At 45.8% G+C, this 19,597-nt stretch carries 17 protein-coding genes and 1 pseudogene; 9 read left to right on the top strand and 9 right to left on the bottom strand.

Annotation, left to right across the window (positions count from 1 at the left end; genetic code table 11):
- Window positions 1-65: 65 nt before the first annotated feature.
- Both ST37_RS10325 and ST37_RS10320 read right to left on the bottom strand, forming a co-directional pair.
- Window positions 66-887, bottom strand: coding sequence for a hypothetical protein (locus tag ST37_RS10325; RefSeq protein ID WP_084885975.1), 822 nt, complete (start codon window positions 885-887; stop codon window positions 66-68).
- 110 nt (window positions 888-997) lie between these two features.
- The gene (locus ST37_RS10320) at window positions 998-1,624 is read right to left on the bottom strand and encodes a TIGR04219 family outer membrane beta-barrel protein (RefSeq protein WP_084885973.1); all 627 of its coding nucleotides are present in this window, start codon (window positions 1,622-1,624) and stop codon (window positions 998-1,000) included.
- A gap of 364 nt (window positions 1,625-1,988) precedes the next feature.
- Here ST37_RS10320 and ST37_RS10315 point away from each other — a divergent pair, with 364 nt between their 5' ends.
- From ST37_RS10315 to ST37_RS10305, 3 genes are all read left to right on the top strand, one after another.
- Window positions 1,989-3,542: a glutamate synthase-related protein gene (locus ST37_RS10315; protein WP_084885971.1), complete on the top strand. Its 1,554-nt coding sequence runs from the start codon at window positions 1,989-1,991 to the stop codon at window positions 3,540-3,542.
- Window positions 3,543-3,656: 114 nt separating this feature from the next.
- Window positions 3,657-4,154, top strand: a complete 498-nt coding sequence (locus ST37_RS10310) for a GNAT family N-acetyltransferase (protein ID WP_084885969.1) — start codon at window positions 3,657-3,659, stop codon at window positions 4,152-4,154.
- A 317-nt stretch (window positions 4,155-4,471) separates the two neighbouring features.
- Entirely contained in the window at window positions 4,472-6,208 is a 1,737-nt protein-coding gene (locus ST37_RS10305; RefSeq protein ID WP_084885967.1) for a methyl-accepting chemotaxis protein, read from the top strand.
- 62 nt (window positions 6,209-6,270) lie between these two features.
- Here the strand turns inward: ST37_RS10305 and ST37_RS10300 are convergent, their stop codons facing one another.
- The 4 genes from ST37_RS10300 to ST37_RS10285 all read right to left on the bottom strand — a co-directional run bounded on the left by ST37_RS10300 (window position 6,271) and on the right by ST37_RS10285 (window position 10,574).
- On the bottom strand, window positions 6,271-6,933 hold the full coding sequence (locus ST37_RS10300) for a DUF3047 domain-containing protein (protein WP_143698182.1): 663 nt from the start codon (window positions 6,931-6,933) through the stop codon (window positions 6,271-6,273).
- A 111-nt stretch (window positions 6,934-7,044) separates the two neighbouring features.
- Window positions 7,045-8,415: an L-serine ammonia-lyase gene (locus tag ST37_RS10295; RefSeq protein WP_084885965.1), complete on the bottom strand. Its 1,371-nt coding sequence runs from the start codon at window positions 8,413-8,415 to the stop codon at window positions 7,045-7,047.
- 8 nt (window positions 8,416-8,423) lie between these two features.
- Window positions 8,424-8,714 (bottom strand): hypothetical protein, encoded by a 291-nt coding sequence (locus ST37_RS10290; protein ID WP_084885963.1) that lies wholly within the window; start codon window positions 8,712-8,714, stop codon window positions 8,424-8,426.
- Between the two features lie 270 nt (window positions 8,715-8,984).
- A complete protein-coding gene (locus tag ST37_RS10285) occupies window positions 8,985-10,574 on the bottom strand; it encodes an SEL1-like repeat protein (protein WP_084885961.1) in 1,590 nt (529 codons plus the stop codon).
- A 250-nt stretch (window positions 10,575-10,824) separates the two neighbouring features.
- Here ST37_RS10285 and ST37_RS10280 point away from each other — a divergent pair, with 250 nt between their 5' ends.
- From ST37_RS10280 to betA, 4 genes are all read left to right on the top strand, one after another.
- Window positions 10,825-11,262 (top strand): DUF3859 domain-containing protein, encoded by a 438-nt coding sequence (locus ST37_RS10280; RefSeq protein WP_084885959.1) that lies wholly within the window; start codon window positions 10,825-10,827, stop codon window positions 11,260-11,262.
- A gap of 92 nt (window positions 11,263-11,354) precedes the next feature.
- Window positions 11,355-11,966, top strand: coding sequence for a transcriptional regulator BetI (gene betI, locus ST37_RS10275; RefSeq protein WP_084886647.1), 612 nt, complete (start codon window positions 11,355-11,357; stop codon window positions 11,964-11,966).
- Entirely contained in the window at window positions 11,950-13,410 is a 1,461-nt protein-coding gene (betB, locus tag ST37_RS10270; protein ID WP_197687465.1) for a betaine-aldehyde dehydrogenase, read from the top strand. The genes betI and betB overlap by 17 nt, the downstream gene beginning before the upstream one ends.
- A complete protein-coding gene (gene betA, locus ST37_RS10265; RefSeq protein ID WP_084885957.1) occupies window positions 13,410-15,008 on the top strand; it encodes a choline dehydrogenase in 1,599 nt (532 codons plus the stop codon). The genes betB and betA overlap by 1 nt, the downstream gene beginning before the upstream one ends.
- 77 nt (window positions 15,009-15,085) lie before the next feature.
- Here the strand turns inward: betA and ST37_RS20270 are convergent.
- From ST37_RS20270 to ST37_RS10255, 3 genes and pseudogenes are all read right to left on the bottom strand, one after another.
- A pseudogene (locus ST37_RS20270) lies at window positions 15,086-15,342 on the bottom strand (transposase); the annotation flags it as partial.
- A 171-nt stretch (window positions 15,343-15,513) separates the two neighbouring features.
- Window positions 15,514-16,791 carry a hypothetical protein gene (locus ST37_RS10260; RefSeq protein ID WP_084885954.1) on the bottom strand — a complete coding sequence of 426 codons (1,278 nt, stop codon included), beginning with the start codon at window positions 16,789-16,791 and terminating at the stop codon, window positions 15,514-15,516.
- 252 nt (window positions 16,792-17,043) lie between these two features.
- Window positions 17,044-17,250: a hypothetical protein gene (locus ST37_RS10255; protein ID WP_084885953.1), complete on the bottom strand. Its 207-nt coding sequence runs from the start codon at window positions 17,248-17,250 to the stop codon at window positions 17,044-17,046.
- 144 nt (window positions 17,251-17,394) lie between these two features.
- Between ST37_RS10255 and yiaY the strand changes: the two genes are divergently transcribed.
- Window positions 17,395-18,543 (top strand): L-threonine dehydrogenase, encoded by a 1,149-nt coding sequence (yiaY, locus tag ST37_RS10250; protein ID WP_084885951.1) that lies wholly within the window; start codon window positions 17,395-17,397, stop codon window positions 18,541-18,543.
- Window positions 18,544-18,674: 131 nt separating this feature from the next.
- Entirely contained in the window at window positions 18,675-19,526 is an 852-nt protein-coding gene (locus tag ST37_RS10245; RefSeq protein ID WP_084886645.1) for an AraC family transcriptional regulator, read from the top strand.
- Window positions 19,527-19,597: the final 71 nt, after the last annotated feature.

The following is a 19,597-nucleotide window of genomic DNA, read 5'->3' as shown; positions in this document are numbered from 1 at the left end:
TTGATGCATCTCCTACCATACAATCGCACAAAAGGAGATGCACTGCTTATCGCCAATATAACTGGTTATTTGGGCACGTAGAGGGCGTCGAATGGCTGCCCTGGTGGGTTATTGCGGTTGTACATTGTGCGCAACACGCGCTCAGCATTTTGCCCCCAGGCACTACCATCGCCAAATCCAGAAAAATGGTTGAGCATCCCTAACGCATGGCCAAGTTCATGAAGGGCTACATCGTAACTTGCCGTTTTATTGCAGGTGATCTGGCCGCCGTTTGCTCCGCTAACACTGTCTATGTTTAACCAGTTGAACTGATGATCGGTGTTATATTTTTTGGCCATATTTTCAATCGCGTAGTCGATATGGACAAGATAGCTGGTGGTATTGTAGTGAAATGGGCGAGTCGATACCGTGCCGCCACTGCAACTGCCGACCATGTTCCCTATGGCAGTACCTTGACTCCAGATAAAGCCCCAATCGGTATTAAGTCCGCTATAATCGATGTTCTCAGGATCGGATATGTCTAGATTAATCACGCCTTGAAAGTCAAAAAGTCGATAGCCAGCTATAGCCTCAGCTCTTTCCATTGCTTGGGTAAATCTGTGGTCGTCTTTTCCCAGATAATAAACGGGTATGAGTTCGCCTTCACGCCATCTTGTTAGCGCTAAACTGTGGGGTGCATCAGACTCGTCGCTGAAACAGTAAGTACCTGAACATTTTTCATCGGAAAGAGTTCGCCACGAACCAAGTGCGTAGTCATTGTTGCACGACGAATCGGCTTGGTTAGTACAATAGACCAAGTCCATGACTTCAGAATCAGAGACAGGGTCGTCGTCTAAACAACCGGTAAGTGCAAAGGCCGAAACAAGGAGCAGCGTTCGGTTTTTCATGTATAAGTCCTTAACAGTAAATATTAATTAACCATCGCATTGACCAAGAATCATCCTAGTACAGCGAAGTTATAAGGTGCTAAAACCAAAAAAGGAGGGAATAGGGTGCGTTAGATAGCGAATCCGAGCCCAAGGTAAATGCCATTTGACTGAAAATCACGCTGCAAAGGGCGGACATACTCTGCGTCAGTTGACTGGCTTCGATAACCCAATTGGATCCCTAAATCTACGACGGGGATAGGCAAAGTATACCCAAGACCGATGTCCCATCGTGTGGAATCAAATTTTTCACCCATAGCGTAGGACACTTCCCCATACGTACTTAACCCTGTAACGGGTAAGTAGCCTTCGAGTCGCCCATAGGCATGCGCGCCATAGTCGGTAAACTCGTAATAGCGCTCGTCAATATCCCACACAGTTGCCCCGAGGCCCCATGATGCCTTGATGAGATTAGAGTTATACAAGTTGTAGTAAAAGGTTAAATCCAGCTGATCTTCAATAAATGAAACGCTGTCGACATGAGAGGTGGTTACCTTGAGGTTTGGTAACACTGGGACTGGATGTTCAAAATAGAGAGAGGCGAAGTACGCACTATTGTTACTTGCGCTGCTGTCGTTGAATGAGCTGGAAGGCATCCAGTAGTTGGCATCAAATCCAAAGCCCAGTGACGTTGCACTGTGCGCGATGGAAGGGAGAACGAATAAAGTCGTGACATAAAGCGTCTTGCGAAATTGCATTAAAAAACTCTGATGAATAGCCAGTTGAAAGCGCGCATGCTATCATCCTAACCTCATGATAGCTATGGGTAAATTTCGAAATCAGTGCTCAAATATCACTCTGTTGTCGACGAGCTCAGTTACGCAGGGGCACCTTGATTATGGGGATATGAAGCTGCTTTCAGTTTGTTACGTTTGGATATATTTAGAAGGCCGCTTTCTACGTTCGCTGTTCGGGTGAGGCCAATATTGCAATTGGCGCCTTTCACAGCTTTACTCATAGATGAAACTCATGCCTAAGCTGTCCATGTATTGATGAACGATCGCGGCTGAATACTCAGGGTGAGTTACCACTATTCGAACTCACTCGATAAGGAAGCGCGGTATGAATAACCCCATTATTGCAGACAATAAACCGATCAAAGTCGAACTTACCGAAGGCCAAGATTATTACTTTTGTACCTGCGGCCAATCTAAGAATCAACCCTACTGCGATGGGTCCCATGCCGGAACGGGGTTTAAACCCAAACCCTTTACCGCCGACTCCACAGGAGACGCTTATTTATGCCGCTGTAAACACTCGCAGAATCAGCCGTTTTGCGATGGTGTGCATAAACAGTTTTCAGCCGAAGACGTTGGTAAAGAAGGACCTGGGGTACAAATTCAAAGTGCTGATTCTATGCCTACCGCTGCGCCAACCCAAGAAGAGCCTACCGTAGCGTTTATCCACCAACTTGCGAGAGAAGGATTATCTAAAGTTGGCCATCATGGACCGATGACCTCAATGGGCGTGCCAAGACATTTACTGCCACATTGGGACGATATACAAGTGATGGTAGCGCAAATGGCCGTGAAACCAAGACTCGAGGAGGTACCTGTTTCGACTCAACTGGTCATTGGCCCGAAAGCGAAGAAACCACTGACACTTTCGATTCCTTTGTTTGTCTCGGATATGAGCTTTGGCGCTCTGTCTGAAGAAGCCAAAGTTGCGTTAGCCACAGGTGCAGAATTGGCCGGGACAGGGATATGCTCAGGTGAAGGGGGAATGCTTCCAGAGGAGCAAGCTGCTAATTCTCACTATTTTTACGAACTGGCCAGCGCGGGCTTTGGTTACGATGAATCCAAACTAAAGCATGTACAAGCGTTTCATTTCAAGGGAGGGCAGGGGGCCAAAACCGGTACCGGAGGACATCTACCCGGTGTGAAAAATATAGGTAAAATTGCGCAAGTTCGCGGCTTAGAAGAAGGGACGGCGGCGATCTCTCCCCCCACTTTTAAAGATTTAAATACGGCTGAAGAGTTCAAACAATTTGCTGATCGGGTTCGTGAAGTCACAGGCGGTATCCCTATTGGCTTTAAACTCAGTGCCAATCATATTGAAGCAGACATTCAGTTTGCTCTTGATGCTAGCGCGGACTACATCATATTGGATGGTCGTGGCGGTGGTACCGGAGCTGCACCTGAAATGTTTAGAGATCATATTAGCGTACCGACCATACCCGCTCTTGCTAGAGCACGTGCTTACCTTGATAAAGTAGGGGCGAGCGGTAGAGTGACCTTAATCATTACCGGCGGTTTGCGTGTGCCAATGGATTTTGTGAAGGCTATGGCTTTAGGTGCCGATGGGGTAGCCATATCGAACAGTGCGATGCAGTCTATAGGCTGTGTGGCGGCAAGAATGTGCAACACCAACAACTGTCCGGCAGGTATCGCCACTCAAAAATCAGACTTACGGGCACGGCTTAATGTCGGCAAAGCCTCTATGCAACTGAAAAACTTCTTCGAGGCGTCAACAGAGTTGATGAGTGTTATGGCAAGAGCTTGTGGTCACGATAGCCTCGATCAATTTAACCCTAATGATCTTGCTACTTGGAACCGAGATATGGCGCAACTATCAGGGGTGCGGTATTCGGGAGTTGTTCCAATCACTTCAGACTAGTCTCAGCATTTTAGAAAAGGCAATAGCACTTAAACCCGATGATTTACGTGCATAGCAGTTGAGCTTGTGATAGACATAGTAAACCTATGGTTTTTAAAAGTTTACTTAGGATAAATGGAAATTACAAAAGCTCATCAATCGCTTGAGGATGCGTATGTTAGGTACGTTAGAGACTGTCATGCCGTTGGCTTAGAATACTACGACATGGCCGTTGATGACCCAAAGGCGTTTTTGTCTGAACTGACTAAGCACGCGCGCGGTGAATCGCTGCCTGAGGGCTGGGTTCAGTGCACGACCTACTTTTGTGTTGAAGACGGAGACATTGTGGGCACATTGAGACTGCGTCATCAATCGAATGACTTTATCGACAATGTGATTGGCCATATTGGCTACGAAACTCACCCAAAATCACGAGAACGCGGTGTTGCAACGGCTTTGCTGAAGCACGTTAAAAATAAAGCCCTTGAAGGGCAAGCGTTTATCATCTGTGAAACGACCAATAAACCTTCCGAAGCAGTCATGCTGCGCGCTGGAGCGGTGCTTGATACCACGCTTATCGATGCAGACAACGGTGTAGAGCTACTGCGATATAAACTCTGTGCAACCGACTAACTGGCATTGTCATTCATCCTAAAATATGGGCATAAAGGGCGGTTTGGTATTCGCGCATCCTATTAGCAATCCAGCTTAGTCGATTAAATTCAATACAATCGCACCATCTAAGTGCGGCGAATAGACCGCATTCGCACAGAAGTGGTGCGAATTATAAGCTATTGATTAAATTGAAGTAAATTATAGAAATAAAGCTAAAGTATTAAGACTTTTTGCCGTTATAGTAGCTAACCTGTATTTAGGCAATTTTCAAATACAGTTGTCGTTATTAGAGCTACATTTGTGCATTTGCATTTTTTCAACGGATTGAATAACTTATGAAGAATTTATCGTTCCAAAATAAAGTCTTGGTCATGATTTCGCTAATCATTACTGTGACGGTCGCTATTGCTTACACTAGCGCCAACTTTTTTATCAAAGACACCATCTATCAAAAAGACACCGACAGCATTTCCCACAATACGGGTCTTATCCAAGCTAATATTGAGCGAGAGCTGACGGACAAAATTGCCTTAGCTTCTGAGCTTGATTTTAGTATTTTGGCTGTCACCGAAGTAAAAGATAATACCGGCTTTGATCGCGTTATTAAGGTCATGGGCTCTTACGTGATGGATGATACCGGCGATATCGGTGTCGAAGAGCAAGAAATGTATATTGCACTTGCAGAGGCTCACCCTGCAGGACTGCTCATCAATCCAGTCAGCGTTCAAAATGGCAGTCCAACTTTGCTACTGTCTGCCAAGCGTGATGATGATTCGGTAGACTTTTTCGTAGTTGACCTGAGCAAATACGGCACCATGATCGACTCTCATATGTTATCGGGCAGCTATGTTGAGCTAAGTGCAGGATCGACAGTCATTTATAGTAATAAGCCTACGGGTGATTTTTCGACTATTTCTATCCCTGTACAGGTTGGCGATCAGCCGTGGAACCTGATCAGTTACATTGACAATGCCGCCATAGAAGCCAATGTGGACGAAGTAAACCAGAAGATCACTATCGCGTTGGTGGCAGCTGGGATCGTGATGATCTTTGTTAGTGCATTGTTTCTCAATGTGGCGTTTAGACCACTAAAGCAATTGAATGCACTTACCGCCGACTTATCACAAGGTAATGGCGACCTTACCCAGCGTTTAGCGGTTCGCGCCAACGATGAAATTGGTCAAATTTCGCAATCGATCAACCGCTTTATCGAGCAGTTGCAAAATATGTTTAAAGAAGTATCGGTTCTATCGAACTCGGTAGGAGGCTCTGCAGATAATTTAGCGGCTCAGTCTCGTTCTAACGTTGATACACTGGATCAGCATACCCAAGAATCTGAACAAGCGGTCACAGCCATTGAAGAGTTGAGTGCATCCGCCAGCTCAGTGGCAAGTAGCGCAGAAGATGCGGCTAAAATTACTGAACGCACAAGTCAATTTGCCGAAGAGTCAAAACAGACTGTGACGTTGGCCGTAGACAGCGTGAAGGATTTGGTTGAACAGGTGTCGTCTATGTCGATCTCCATCAGTACCATGAACTCCGACACTCAACAAATCAGTGCAGTATTGCAAGTGATTGGCGAGATTGCCGAGCAAACTAACTTACTGGCACTGAATGCCGCCATAGAAGCGGCTCGAGCTGGTGAGCAAGGGAGAGGGTTTGCTGTTGTGGCTGACGAAGTTCGCGCATTGGCTGCGCGAACTCAAGATAGCACCTCACAAATCAACGATATGTTGGCCAAGCTTAAGCAAAACGCCGAAACCGTGGTTGCGGAAATGGAAACCACACGAACAAGTTGTGAGCATACCGCGGAGCGTACGCACGAAGTGATGGACTCGTTGAATGTGGTTACTGAGTCGGTGGATGAGATTAATCAACTGAACTCAATCATCGCGACATCTGCCCAAGAGCAGCGACATGTTTCGGATGAAGTCAGCCGCAACATGCATAAAATTCAGCAGTTAATTATTCAACTTAACAGCAACTCTGAACAAGCAAGTCAAATTGAAGCGCGGCTCAATGGGACGTCAACAGAGTTAACCGACCTTATGGGCAAGTTTAAAGTCCAATAAGCATGACTCGATAATGCAGCGCCTCGCTTTGACACTCTCAATGCGGGGCGTTTTTGTTGTCACTAATCTTTAGAAAACCAAATCTCGCCATATAAGGCTTGAGCTTGCCGTTTGGAATCGTCACTGTCGGTCATCAGTGCTACCGCGTCGATATAGCGATAAGCCTGTTGATTTTTTTTGTCCGATCCCAGATCACCAAAGTACTCTATAAGATCTTGGTAAACGTGGCGTTTTTCAAAGTGCCATTGATTTATGGTGCTTTCTACTCCTCGAATTGCCAGCATTTTCGCAGCTTCCCCCGCATAGGCGTTGTCCCAATGGCTAAACATTGGCTGATTGCTCGACCATACATAATTTAATGCTCGAGTGCTCCAAAACTGCCAGCCACCATCCATAACGATATAAATACGCGCGACAAAATCATCGCCTTGCTTACTTTGCTCATCCAATCCCGCAAGTGAAGATTGTGCCTTCCAGGACCAGTTAAGATAAGGGGTATCGAAAAGGTCAACTCGTTTGCTCATAACTAGCCCTGAAGAAGACGCTATGGCCCTAGCTTGCAATACTTTGTCTTGCGAAGACTCGACAATGGTGTAATTGGTTTCGTCGGTAAAGCTTTTGACAGACCAATGCTCTAAGTGGCCTTGTGCAAATTGGGAGATAGACAGCGTGTCGCTATGTACCGAGTAGGAGAAAAGCAGCAGGATTAAACAGAGTGCGCGCATAGACGTCCTTGTAATGGCGATGAATCGTGGATGGTAATTTGAACCCTATAGATAAAAAAAATGACTTCCAATTGCTTAGAAGTCATAGAGTCAGTCTAGCGGTTATGAGGCTTACTCACAAGGCGGACCCATATAGATAGTGGCCAGGCCGCCTAACGAGGTTTCTCGATATTTCTTGTTCATATCTTTACCCGTTTGGTACATGGTCTCAATGACTTTATCGAGTGAGATTAGGCACTTACTATTACGTTTTAATGCCATACGTGATGCGTTAATGGCTTTCATTGCACCCATCGCGTTGCGCTCAATACACGGAACCTGTACTAAGCCACCGACTGGGTCACAGGTCATCCCCAATGAGTGCTCCATTGCGATTTCTGCTGCTATGCATATTTGCTCATTGCTGCCACCACGAAGCGCTGTTAATCCGGCTGCAGCCATAGAGGAAGAGACACCGACTTCACCCTGACAACCTACTTCTGCACCAGAAATCGACGCGTTAGTTTTGTATAAAATACCAATTGCCCCCGACACCGCGAGGAAGTCTTTAAGTTGTTTGGTGTCGAGTTTGCGTATGAACCTGTGGTAGTACATTAACACGGCAGGAATAACACCAGCAGCACCGTTAGTTGGTGAGGTTACCACTTGGCCACCCGCGGCGTTTTCTTCGCTAACGGCAAAGGCGAACAGGTTGATCCAATCCATAATTTCCATTGGATCGTTTTCTACAGCGGCATTTGCCTCAAGTTTTTTGAGCAAGTTAGGGGCGCGACGAGTCACGTTTAGCCCACCGTCTAATTTGCCTTCGGTTTCAAAACCACGCTCCATACAGCGGCGCATGACACGCCAGATTTGATCGGCGGTTTGGTCGATGTTTTCGAGCTCTTGGAACGATAATTCATTTTGCAAAATCATGCCGCCAAGACTCATTCCACTTTTTTCTGCCTGTTGCAACATTTCGTCCGCAGACGTAAAAGGGTAGGCAACGTCAACATCAACTTGTTGCTCACCAGATTCGATCTCGGCCGCGGTTTTGACAAACCCGCCACCAATCGAATAGTAGGTTTCGCAAGCAAGGGATTTGCCGTCTTTATCGAAGGCAGTGATCATCATACCGTTTTCGTGAAGCGGTAAGTTGTCTTGATGAAAAAGCATGTCATTTTTATAGTCAAAAGCAATTTCTTTTTGACCGGCAATATTCAGCTTGCCGTTATCAATCGCCTCGCGCATGCATAAATTTGCACTGGTGATTTTGATGGTGTTTGGCTTGTTGCCCAATAAACCCAATAGTGTGGCTCGATCGGTATGGTGTCCAATACCCGTTAGTGAGAGTGACCCATAAAGGTCCACCTGAATTCGAGCGACGTCGTCCATGCTAGATTGAATCAGGCCCGTAAAATGGTGACCCGCAATCATTGGTCCATTGGTGTGTGAACTTGAAGGTCCAACACCGATTTTGTAGATATCAAAGATAGATAGCATAACTTTACCTATTCGGATAATGCATTGTGTAGCCAGTTAGGCAAAATCGCGCACGCCAAAATCGACAGTGCTGCGAACAGTAAAAGCCCGTAATGGGCGGCCGTAGGCGTTTCAAATAGCGTTTTTTGTTGTTGATAAAACGGTTGTTGCTCGGCTGAAACCTCACCCCAAAAGGCACTGGTAATCATGCCAAACAACAAAGATATAAAGGTTTCGATTGGTGCAAACCAAGGCCACGCTATGTCATATTGACGTGTTACAAGCACGGCTAGGATACTGGCAATACTGACAACAATCACTCCTTTTTCGTTTGCGTGTTTAAAAAAGTGACCTATCAGGATGGAATTATGGTGTGGCAGGAGCGCCGCAATGCGAACACGACGAATCGTTAATCAATTGACGGGTATGTAGCATTCTTATTACGCATGCATTATTCGAACTTCGCCTAACTTGAAGACCATCCTAAAGATTGACTTTGCTTAGACAAACTAGTGTAGCTGATGTTTCACTTTAGCTCTCGCACTGCAACATTGTCAGAATTACAGTGCGAGCATTAGCTGGTTATTCGATCAGTTTAGATGAGTGTTGTTGATAAACCCTATAGTGTTGTTTTTCGGGTAATAAACTTCGGTCCATTGACTGCCTTCAGACAACACATATGCTTTTTCACCCTGGGGTATGCTTAGTAAAGTCGTGCTGTCAAAGTCGTTCTGTTTATAGACCTCAGTGAGTTTAACGTTGACGTGTTTTACCCTAAGTTTGTGTAACATAGCGTCAAGGTTGGACTGGGCATTTTTATAGTTGTTTTGAGCTGACGTCGCATACCAGTAGGCCGCTAATTCGTTACTTTTTCGCACACCAGTGCCATTTTCGTAGCGAACCCCTAAGTTGTTTTGCGCGACCTCGTCGCCTTGCTTGGCAGCACGTTCGTACCATTTAAAGGCTTGATAGTCGTCCTTTTCGGTCCCTTGCCCTTCAGCAAACATCACCCCAAGATTGTTTTGCGCTGCTGAGTGACCTTGTTCGGCCGCTTTGTTGTACCAGTTAAAGGCGGTTCGATAGCTTTTTTCTACGCCTTCGGCGTTACTGTACATCCAACCCAAACGAAACTGCGCATCACTGTCACCAAGATCGGCGGCTTGTTTAAACCATTTTCTGGCTTCATTTAAGTTCTTATCTCGCCCCAGCCCTTTGTAGTAATGTTGGGCGACGTAATATTTAGACGCACGATGATTCTGTTTGCCGGCTTGTTCAAACCAACGAAATGACTGCTCAAAGTCTTTCTCGATGCCTTCACCAAAGTAATACATTCGCGCCAAGTTATAGGCTGCAAACTTGTTCTCGGGTGCTGCTATCGTAAGCAGCTCAAAGGCTTTTTGAATGTTTTTTGGCGTACCAACACCGTATAGGTAGTAGCGTCCCAGTTCTGCCGTAGGGACAGGCCATTGTTCTTGCGCGGCTTGCGTCATCCAGCGAAAAGCTTGTTGCGTATCGACAGTACCGCTGTTGCCGTTCTCATAGATCCAAGCTAAGTTGCGCGCCGAGTCCTTATTGCCCTTAAGTGCAGACTGAGTGTACCAGTCGATAGAGGTGTCGTAGTCGACCTCTACACCATAGCCGCCGGCGTAAGCCAAGCCTAAATAGAATGCACAATAAGAGTTTTCTTTGATGCAGCGCTCAAACCACTTAATGGCATTGACATAATCCTTTTGACCCCAGTAGTGCTCGCCTAGGTTAGTGACATCGAACACGTTGCCGTCTTCGGCCTTCATCCAAAGTTGAAAAATAGCGTCGTTTTCGGCCAAAAACTCTTTGGCTGGCAGTGAACCATTGGCCTCTGCATCACGAACATAATCGTAGGCATCGGTGTACCTTTCTCTGTCTAAAAGAAACATACTGTAATCGTATTGCGCGTCGGCATTACCTGAGTCTGCTGCAATGGCTAGCCATTGTACATCGTCGGGCGTAGGGCGATTGGTTGAAGTGTATAGACGGTACATTGACCGGACGTCACCGTCGTTTGCGAGCTCAGTCCATGCAGCGCGAGCCGCATCAATATCGCCCGTTTGAAAAGACTCTTCTGCTGACTCATAAGTTGCGGCGCAGCCCGCCAGTGCAAATGTGATGAGAGCACTTAAAATCCAACTGCGTGTATTCATGTTCATTCCTTTGACTTTCATTGTGTATCTGCATCCTTTTCGCATCATAGAAAGGTTCATTCAATTGTCACAGGTGAAATTGCGGACTAAGAGAGGCCAATCACAGGTTTTGTCGTTGTTTTTCCCTCAATGTGCGGTAAATGAATATTTGCGTGATTTAAGATTAATGCGGAACTCGTTTTACGCAACGGGCAATAGGCTCGGTAACTTGGTACAATCAACGTATTAAATATCCAGTTGAGTATTCCCGTTGGCAAAGCGCACTCCAATCGTCGAAATCACCAGTTATGGCATTTACAAGCACTGGGATGCCCACTCCAAAGATCTTCCTAAGATCCAAGAATTTACTACCGAAGTTCAAGCCGATGAAGGCGTTGAATTTGGCTTTACGGTCAATATTAAACGCGCCAAAGGGGAGTTGTTGTCGTTTTGTGTTTATCACCCAGGCGTTATCAACAAAAAGGGACAACGTTTAGAGCCCTTTGATGGTGAGATCTACATTCGAAATAACGATTGGGACTTCTATCTTGGGGATACGATCCAACTGCTTCACCCAGAAGAGGGTTACGAAAGTAACTTAGGCCCATGGCGAATGGTGATCGAGCTTAAAGGTCGTGTTATTGCAGAAAAAACCTTTAAGGTGGTCGCACGTGACCAAGCTCAGTTCTGGAAGGCTCGGGGATACTAAGTTCGATTTGGTTAACGGTTTGTTAAATTGTTCTTGTGGGAATGGCTACTTTCCGTTATTTTATTTTTATTGAACGTTCAATTAATAAAAATATGCCTAAGGTCGGAATGGAAGCTGCGCGTCGACAGCAATTGATTGACGCCACATTTGCGTCAGTATCCAAGCATGGAATGCAAGCCAGTACTATTACCACAATCTGTCGCGAAGCAGGCTTGTCGACAGGTCTCATTAGTCACTACTTTGGCAATAAGCAGGGACTGATCGAGGCGAGCCTACGCTATCTTCTTACCCAATTGCATCACTATCTTGTTGAGCACACCCACAGTGAAATGAGCGCCCAGCAGCGGCTCGATGTTATTGTGGAGGCTAACTTTTCAAGGTGGCACCTACGTGGAGACACGTCAAAGACGTGGTTAAGCTTTTGGGCTCAATCGTTGCACAATTCATCGTTACGTCGCTTACAACAGGTGAGCAGTCGGCGATTGATCAGTAATCTTAGTTTTTCCTTTCAACAAGTCATGTCGCAACCCGATGCGCAGCAGTCTGCTCACATGGCGGCTGCCATGATAGATGGCTTGTGGCTACGCGCCGTGTTGGGCGGCTACACCGATGCTCAGATAGTACAGAGCGAAACATTCGCAAAACAGTATATTTCTTCCCTCATTACACGCTATGGAGAGTGTCATAATGTCCCCGGTTTATAAAAGCTTCATTGATGGTCAGTTCGTTTCTAATCAAAGTGGAGAGTGCTTTGACGTTATTAATCCAGCCACCAATCAAGTGATTTATCGTGTAGAAGAGGCCGATGACGATGTGCTGCAACAAGCCATCTCAAGCTCAAAGCGCGCGTTTGCGCTATGGTCTAATATGAGTGCTATCCAACGCGCCCGGATACTACGAAAAGCCGCGGATCTATTGCGAGAGCGCAATGATGAATTGGCCGTAATTGAAGTAAACGATACCGGCAAACCACTGCAAGAGGCCAACTGCGTTGACGTGCAAACTGGCGCGGATGTTATCGAGTATTTTGCAGGGCTTGCACCGGCTCAAGTCGGTCAGCAGCAAGCCGTTGGCGAGGATTTTTACTACACCCGAAAAGAGCCATTAGGCGTGGTTGCAGGAATTGGCGCGTGGAACTACCCACTGCAAATTGCGTGTTGGAAATCTGGCCCTGCACTTGCGGCGGGCAACGCCATGATTTTTAAACCTTCAGAAGAGACGCCGCTTGGCGCAATTAAGTTGGCCGAAATCTTCATAGAAGCAGGCATGCCAGCAGGGGTGTTTAATGTGATTCAGGGCGGGGCCAAGGTAGGGCAATTTCTTACCTCAAGTAATGACATCGCGAAAGTCTCCTTTACCGGAGAGGTGAGTACAGGTCAGGCGGTCGCAAAAGACGCCAGCCAGAGCCTGAAATCGGTCACAATGGAACTTGGCGGTAAATCGCCATTGTTGGTGTTTGAGGACGCCGATATTGAGCAGGCCGTAAGCGCTGCGATGTTGGGCAACTTTTACACTCAAGGCGAAGTATGCACCAACTGCACCCGTGTCTTTGTACATAGCTCAATTAAAAGTGCTTTTCTGAAACAGCTACAAACGCGCATAGAAAATAATATTATAGCGGGCGACCCTCTGGATCTTGAGGTGAATTTTGGTGCATTGATTTCGAAACAGCATCAACAGAAAGTCCTCGACTATATTGCGGTGGGTAAGGCGGAAGGCGCAAATATCCTCACTGGTGGCGCAGCATGGCAACCGAGTGGAGCACCTAATGGGAATTTCGTGCAGCCCACAGTGTTTGTTGATTGCACTGACGACATGCAAATTGTAAAAGAAGAGATTTTTGGCCCAGTAATGTGCGTTCTGACCTTTGACGATGAACATGAGGTGATTGCGCGCGCCAACGATACTCTTTTAGGGTTGGGGGCTGGTGTGTTTACCACCGATATTCAACGAGCGCATCGCGTGATCCATCAAATCCAAGCGGGTATTTGCTGGATCAACAGCTATGGCGCTTCACCAGCTGAGATGCCAGTTGGGGGATATAAGTTGTCGGGGATTGGGCGTGAGAATGGGATTGAGACGCTGGCCAGTTACACCCAAACCAAGTCAATTTATGTTGGCATGGGCAAACTAGAGAGCCCATTCTAATGAGTCAAACAACAGAATTTGATTACATAATCGTAGGCGCTGGGTCGGCTGGCTGTGTGCTTGCCAATCGACTGTCTGCAGATCCTGCACATAAAGTACTACTGCTTGAAACGGGGGGCAGTGATAAAAGCCTGTTTATCAAAATGCCAACCGCGCTGTCTATTCCAATGAACAGCAGTAAATACGCATGGCAATTTCATACTCAACAAGAACCTTTTCTCGATAATAGAGTGATGCATTGCCCCAGAGGAAAAGTCCTGGGTGGCAGCTCTTCGATCAATGGAATGGTCTGGGTGAGAGGGCATGCCAAAGATTTCGATGAGTGGGAATCGCTTGGCGCTAAAGGTTGGGGTTATCAAGATTGTTTGCCCTATTTTGTGCAAGCCGAAAGTTACTTCCAACCAGACGGCAATCATCGCGGCATGGCCGGCCCTATAGGTGTAAATAATGGCAATCAAATGGCCAATCCATTGTACAAGGCATTTATTCAAGCTGGAGTGCAAGCTGGGTATCCTATTATTGCGGACTATAACGGTGAGCAGCAAGAAGGCTTTTCGCCCATGCAAATGAGCGTGAAACAAGGCGTACGTAGCTCGACCGCTCGCGAATATCTCGACCCGATAAAGTCACGTCCAAACCTAACCATTCAAACTGGCGCTTTGGCAGAGAAAGTGTTATTCGACAATAAACGCGCCAAAGGAGTGCGTTATCAGCTTAAAGGTCGTTCTTATGAGGCCTACTCAAGCAAAGAGGTGATATTAAGTGCAGGTGCAATTGGCTCGCCGCATTTGCTGCAACTCTCTGGTATTGGCGATAGTGAAGTACTCAGCAATGCAGGGGTAGAAACAGTGCATCATTTGCCTGGGGTTGGGCAAAACTTGCAGGACCACCTTGAGTTTTATTTTCAATATAAATGTAAGCAGCCCATTACCCTCAATGGCAAGCTGGGTCTTATATCTAAGGGGCTAATTGGCGCACGTTGGATGGTTAATCGTAGTGGGCTAGGTGCAACCAATCATTTCGAATCGTGCGCGTTTATTCGCTCTAACGAGCAAGCCGAGTGGCCCGATATTCAGTATCACTTTCTTCCTGCCGCCATTCGTTATGACGGAAAGCTGGCGTTTGATGGACATGGGTTTCAAGTGCATGTTGGTCATAATAAACCAAAGAGTCGAGGCGCTGTGACGTTAGTGTCAAACAACCCGGCCGATCCACCCAGTATCCAGTTTAACTACTTGCAGCATCCTGACGATATTTCCGGTTTTAGAGCCTGCGTGAGACTGACGCGTCAAATCATAGAGCAGCCAGCCTTCGATGAGTTCCGTGATGGAGAAATTCAACCTGGTGAGACGGTAAATAGCGATGAGCAGATCGATCAATTTGTACGCCAACATGTCGAAAGTGCCTATCATCCAAGCTGTTCCTGTCGAATGGGGGAGGATGAGTTAGCGGTGGTTGACTCCAATACAAAGGTTCATGGCGTGAGCGGCTTACGTGTGGTGGATTCGTCCATTTTTCCAAGCATTCCCAACGGCAATTTAAATGCGCCAACGATTATGGTGGCAGAAAAGGCAGCAGCTGTGATTTTATTGAGCTAACTGCTCTACACTGGATGCACAACGCATGGGTATTTGGGACGGCTTGCTTTTCTCTAGCTCAATTGGTTTTACTCGCGCGTGTATTTTATCCCGTTGCCTAGTGAGCGAGATGCTATCGATTTCGGGATCATCATTCGTTGGTAACGCTTATCCAGTATCGGCTTGGCATACGCTTGGCGCTCTGCTAGTCGTTTTTCGGTAGGCATACCTATTAAGCGTGATTCTGAACCGTAGAGGTTTTGGTTTTTAGCCAGCGCCTTAAAGCCTTGCCCGACTTACCTCTACCGTGACGCTTCTTAGCGTCCACCAACTAACGCCGAGCATGAGCTAAGCAATTTTTCCATTTCAAGTCTGCGATTGGTTGGAGACTTGATCTTATTCCTCGTATAGGAAGATTGGAATGCACGTTTAGGATGCGTTTACCATCATATGGACCAAACCTTGCTTGTATTGAGTAACAAAAAAGAGAGCCTTCGCGGCTCTCCTTTGCGTAAATCAAGCCTGATTAGTCATCACACTCAGTGCAAACATCAACATTAGTAAAGTCTAAGCTGCCGAGCTCACCATTAATAACGGTGCCGTCAATCGGACCATAAATGATATCGTCATTTGTGCCTGCATAAACCTTATAATCAGAATCTGGGATTGAGTTGATTATATAGCTGTAGGCAGTCTGACTTTCATTGACAGACCCTAGGTATGCTTTTTCCATCGTAGAGTCGTTAACGTCAAATAGGATAACCTCTTTGATGAATACATCGGGACTTACACTGATGAATTCAGCAGAGTACTCCTTTTGACCTAGCCAATCATCAATCACGAGCTGCTCAAACACATGGCTATTCATACTCAGATCGAAGAAGGCGTAATTGGGGATGGTTAGGCCACCATCGGCTTCTAGTGCCAAAACAGCTTCATCAAACCCAGTGCGGGAGTATTCAGCATCACTGATTGAGCCCTTAATTAACCTGAGTATATCACCAGATTCTAACCCCCCCTCCTCTATAAGATAGTTTAGAGCGGTCAGGAATACAGGATATTGGTCGTTGTCAAATTTATTATCAATTTGTTGACCCTCACTCCAATATTCAACTCGGTAAGTTGAATGGAGGTGCCCATGATCTTTCACAAGGTGATCATGAAAGCTTTTCATGAGATTCTGGGTAACGTTATCAATTTGCATATCGCGAGCATAGTACTCAGCAGTTGCTTCTTGGAACCAGTACGGCAAGAAATAAAATCCTTCTATACGACCAAGTAATTCAGCTTGGATTGTGTGGAACAGCTCATGCTTAACCAAAATTAAGCCGTTTTCAGCAAACTGGCTTGGACTAGCTTCCATTCCTTGAACAAACCCGGTTCCATTATTGGCCTTACTATTAATAAAACAGACAACCCACTTGTCTTCATCTGTAATATTAAGCTCTTCGCGAGTAAGGCCAACACCTTCATATAACTCGTTCAGTGCAACTTGAGAAAACTGTGCCATGTACCTTAGGTCACGGTCATACTGATTTTTGTCTGCATGTTCACTATAGCCAACGATTAAATCATTGGTCTCGAATACAGTGCTACTAGGGTGATTACACAAATTACCATTTGGAAGGCTTGATTCTAGAACTTCTACTTTAGCCATTTTTGCTGCAATTTCACCAGTAGGGGCATCGAAAATACCGCCGCTACCACCACCACTACCACCACTACCACCACCACCATCATCACTTGAACCGCCGCAAGCTGAAATAGACATCGCTACAGCGACGATTATTAAGTGCTTTTTCATAAAAACTCCATAGTATACACTTCAATTTAAGTTATTGTATTTATTATAAAAACAATGCAGGGCGGCCATAATAACTATAACCATACGAATAACATGTTTTATTTCGAAAAAAGTGTTACATTTCGTTTTTGTATATGAGTTTGGTTGCAACTCATCGCCGAGTAGATCAACGTTATGCTCAACTAAACATTTGCATGTTTCTGTTCTGCCATGCCCCTTATCTTGGGTGAAGATTTCGTCGGCATCAATTGCTCAAAGAAAGTGTTTTTTCGCTAATTGCTCTAGCGCCTTCCGTTGTTTGGTTAGATCTTTATCTAAGTTTTTGTAGAACGTTGTTTCGTTTCGTTTGGTTGCTTGATCGCGGTAAACTACCAGCCATTGTTGAATAACCGAACCATAGTCAGCACTGGGGAGCTCGGTCAAAAGGTGTACGTCACATCCATCAAATCCGATAGCCAAGTTTTACACCCAAATTAAAAAAGCGACTATTTTCCTAAAAGCTGAGCTAGTTGCGTTTTTGAACCGTTGGTATTCTGAGTCCATTCAAGAAGCCATATTGGCGTCTCTAATAATTCAATACTAAACCTTCAACGGAGCAATATAATGTCTAGCGCATTTTTCATTCCTTCAGTAAACCTTATGGGTACTGGCTGTCTAAGTGATGCAATTAATAGTGTCCAGTCTTTGGGCTACAAAAAAGCCCTTATCGTCACGGACTCTGTACTAAACCAAATTGGTATCGTGGCAAAAGTGACTTCACTACTTGAGCAAGTGGGCGTAGAGTCTGTCGTTTTCGATCAAACAAAACCAAACCCTACTGTCGAAAACGTGAACGATGGTTTGGCAATGTTCAAACAAGGTCAGTGTGACAGTGTTATTTCTCTTGGTGGCGGCTCTCCACACGATTGCGCAAAAGGGATTGCACTGTTAGTTACTAATGGCGGTGAGATTAAAGACTACGAGGGTGTTGATCAGTCAACTAAACCACAAGCTCCACTTATCGCCATCAACACCACGGCAGGTACAGCTTCAGAGATGACGCGTTTCTGTATCATCACTGATGACGCACGTCACGTGAAAATGGCTATCGTTGATAAGCACGTAACACCAATAATCTCAGTCAATGACCCTGAGCTCATGCTTGCAAAACCAGCATCACTCACTGCTGCGACAGGTATGGATGCCCTAACTCATGCTATTGAGGCTTATGTTTCTGTTGCGGCTACGCCAGTGACGGATGCGGTTGCGATCAAAGCGATTGAAATGGTTCAAGCTAATCTGCGCCAAGCTGTGAGCAACGGTGATGACATCACTGCGCGCGATAACATGGCGTACGCTCAATTTATGGCGGGCATGGCATTCAACAACGCATCACTGGGTTACGTACACGCAATTGCTCACCAACTTGGTGGTTACTATGACTTGCCACATGGAGTATGTAACGCCGTACTACTTCCTCACGTACAACAGTACAACACTCAAGTTTCTTCTGCACGTCTACGTGATGTTGCAAAAGCTATGGGTGTCGATGTAACAGCAATGAATGATACTGAAGCAGCAGAAGCGGGCATAGAGGCGATTCGTCAGCTATCGAAAGATGTGAACATTCCAGCAGGCCTTGAAGAGCTGGGTGTAAAGAAAGATGACTTTGATATTCTGGCACAGAACGCGCTGAAAGATGCGTGCGGTTTTACTAACCCTAAACAAGCGACTCACGACGAGATCGTTGAAATCTTAAGTACAGCGATGTAACTCTCATCTTTTTAGAAGCTCCCCAAACAGGGGAGCTTCTGGTACATTGAAACTGCGTAAGATCAAAGAAGCGAGCACTAACTCACATTAAAATTGCGTTTAGATTGTTTCGCGGGGTGACGCAAAAACAGATGCACACGATCAATGACTTTAAAAGAGTAACCGAACGAGAGTATGCGCTTTCTACCGACAGCTTAAACTTACTCTACTACGACCTACCGCAGTACTTTGACGATTGCTATCATTCCTACGATAGTCCGCGCCTGTGCACCATTTTAACGGGTACAAAGGAAGTCAAAGTAAACCAATCTGATTCCTTTCAATACGACCGAACCGAATTCGTTCTTCTGCCGCCTAACGCAACCGTGCACATGAGTATGCCAAGCTCAACTAAGGCGCTAGTGTATGAGTTTAGCGACCAGCTAATTGATGGTGTTGTCCAGCAGGTTGTTGACAACCTAGAGGTCGATTCCGCTCAATACATCGACTGCAACTCCTTTAGTCACAACAAGATCAATAACCGCCTAGGCGAGCTACATCAACGTATGCAGCAAATCGTCGCTGGAAACGACACCAATATGCGCTTTCTGCTCAATCTTACTTGCCAAGAGGTCGTTTATGAGTTGTTGAGAAAACAGTCTTGCCACAGCATCTTATACCAAGCAAAAAATCACCCTATTAATCAGGCAATAAGACTGATGAAATCCAGTCACCATCAAAGTATTTCCGAGATTGCAGAAGAGGTTGGCTTATCACTATCCAACTTCAGTCAAAAATTTAAAGCTGTCACCGAGTCAACACCTAAAGACTATGTGAGACAACTCCGACTACAACGTTCACAAAAGCTACTAGAAACACTATCCGTTACAGACGCAGCAATGGAGGTAGGGTACGACAATATTTCCCACTATATTCGATTGTTCAAAATGGAGTTTGGGGTTACGCCCAAGCAATACCAACTGCAATATCAAATTCGTGCTTAGTACAGTAATGATCTCATTAGCTTCTATGGGAGACCTACGCCTAGTGACGTTCACTTTAGGTGAGCGGCATT

Origin of the sequence: Vibrio sp. qd031, assembly GCF_002100145.1 — a bacterium.
Lineage (GTDB): Bacteria > Pseudomonadota > Gammaproteobacteria > Enterobacterales > Vibrionaceae > Vibrio.
The sequence above is the reverse complement of the archived record's forward strand: the minus strand, read 5'-3'. Positions and strand labels throughout refer to the sequence as shown.